This is a genomic window from Methylotenera sp. (genome assembly GCF_029945705.1).
Classification (GTDB): domain Bacteria; phylum Pseudomonadota; class Gammaproteobacteria; order Burkholderiales; family Methylophilaceae; genus Methylotenera.
Map to the genome: position 1 here is coordinate 1 of NZ_JAQSDC010000046.1, position 2,417 is coordinate 2,417.

The 2,417-nt window shown below is 37.5% G+C and carries 1 protein-coding gene; it reads right to left on the minus strand.

All coding sequences use genetic code 11. The features are described from left to right. Positions 1 to 2,402: gliding motility-associated C-terminal domain-containing protein (locus PSU78_RS10025; protein WP_300387585.1), on the minus strand; the 2,402-nt coding region annotated here is incomplete at its 3' end. Positions 2,403 to 2,417 lie beyond the last annotated feature (15 nt).

A 2,417-nucleotide genomic window follows, 5' to 3' on the forward strand; every position in this document is an offset into this window, starting at 1 on the left:
TACCTCAAAACCTCTACCACACCCGATATTTCTTGATCGATATTGTATAAATCTTTGATGAGGATTTTTACTAAATAAATACTTTGTTGGTCTTTTTCCGGGTGCCATTGTTCGGTCATGTCGGTCGTTTTAAATACCATTTCGCCCCAACGGTTGAACACCTCCATTTTAAATGTTTTGATTAAAAAATACTGACTGCTGTGTAAACCAAATCCATCGTTCCTTCCATCGGCATTAGGTGTAAAAACATTCGGTATATAAAATTTAATGCGTTCTATGATGGGCAATAGTCGCTCTATACTATCATAACAAGTATTCTGATTGCTTACAACTAATTTTATTCTTGCAAATCCTGTATCTGTAAAATCGTATTTCAAATTTTGAAGCTTACTTTGATAACTCGTATTGATCGTCCATAGCCAACCATTGGCATTGGTTGACCGATCGGTAAAATAAAAAGGAATATTAGACAAATTATCGCGTTGGGCTTTTTCAAAATCGAATGCTGCAACCGGACGCTCCAGTATATTTAATTCCAATGTATCAAACCCTTCGCACAGCGAATCGGTGGCCACTTTTACACTGGCCTTATAAGCACCAATGCTTGCAAAATAAGTAAAGGTTGTTGGCGAATTGCCACTTGCTTGGTTTTCTATTAACCAGGCATACGTTTTAATTGGCAATGCATTTAAAATCGATGCAGACAGCAAAGTGGTATCGCCTAGACACAAGCCATTGGCCTTTATTTTTACAACTGGATTTGGATAAATACTGACCATGCGATTCACAGTATCGGTACAATTCGTACTTAAACTACTGCTTACCGAAATGGTATACCGTTGAATGGTGTTGCTATTTTTATCGTAGGTATGACTGTATAAACGATTGGGCACTTGGCTAACTATGATATTATCACCCCAATTGACGGTATGTAAATTAGCGCCAAGAAGCGGTGAATTAAGGTTAAGGGTCACTTTGTTATCGCTTGCACATTGTACCGTATCATCGATTGTAAATTGAGCATCGGGTGCGGCATAAACACTCACTTTTTTAACGGCTGTATCTTTGCAATTATTCGCTGTAGTGACATACAAGGTAAGGGTATAAATTCCTGTATCTGAATAATGATGTGTGGCGGTATTGACAAGTACCTGCGACTGCATATCGCCCCAATGAAGCATTAAGCTATTGGCTGCAGCCAGGCCTGTTTTTGTAACCTGGAAGCTATTGCTTGGCAAGCATGAATCTAATGCAAGGACATTAAATCCAATATCCGATTTTTGATATACAGATACATTGAATGTATCATTGGCTTGGCATTGTTTGTTGTATTGCTTTGCAAATACTTTCAACGCCATTGTAGCAGGGGCACTAAATACAATTTTTGGCTGAATGGCGCTACTTACCCTGGTACCATCTTTGTACCAAAACAAAGAATCTACTGCTATTACTGGTTGCAATTGTGCTTGAAATACAAGGGTATCGTTTTTACACAACTGGGCATCTTGCATAGGATTTATAAAAAATGGAACAACTTCTCTTAGCAAAAATGTATCTCTTCCGAAACATTGGTTGCTATCGGTGTATTGAATCACATAGCTATTGGCAACAGATAATAATTGTGTGGCTGTATGCTGTTGGTTATGCAACCAGGTGATGGTATCTTTAGGTGATGTTGGCAAGGCAGAAATGGCAATGCTACTTTTGTTGCAAATGGCTGTATCAGGTAAATGTTGAACCATTTTATCTGGATACGTAGTAATGGTTATACTATCCAAAGCTTTGCAATTTCTTTTATCGCTTACTATGAATTTTATTTTGCTGGTATCGGTAATTAAAGTATTGTAATTAGCAGTTGTTGCTACCAATTGTTTGTTATTAAACCATTGGTAATTGAGGGTGCCTTGGTTATTAAAAGTAGTACTGCTAAAAGACAAATTCGTATTTTTACAAACCTTGGTTTTTTGTTTACCTATATTCGATACAATGGCTGCATTTACTGGCTCTATGGAATCAAAATACTGATTAGTGCAACCGTATTGGGCATTTTGCACTTTTAGTTTAACATACCATTTACCTGGGTAAGGCAAGTTAATACTGTCCTTGGCACTGCTGCTGCGTTTAATGGTATCTTTATTATTGTATACCAACCAATCTAATTTAAATGTACCCGTTTGAATTGTAGTTGCCGAAAATTTTAGTTGACTGCAAAGACTGGTATCTATTTTTACTGTAAACTTAGGTTGCGGTATGGCATTAAACTCGGCCGAGCGAAACATATAGCGCCTATTAACACTGCATAGTTTTTCGTATGCATAAATATTAAAGGTATAAGGATTATTCGCATTGCTGCCAGCAGGTGGCGTCCATAGTATTTTAACATTCGGTTCGGGTTGACCCAAATTGGTAACCACTGC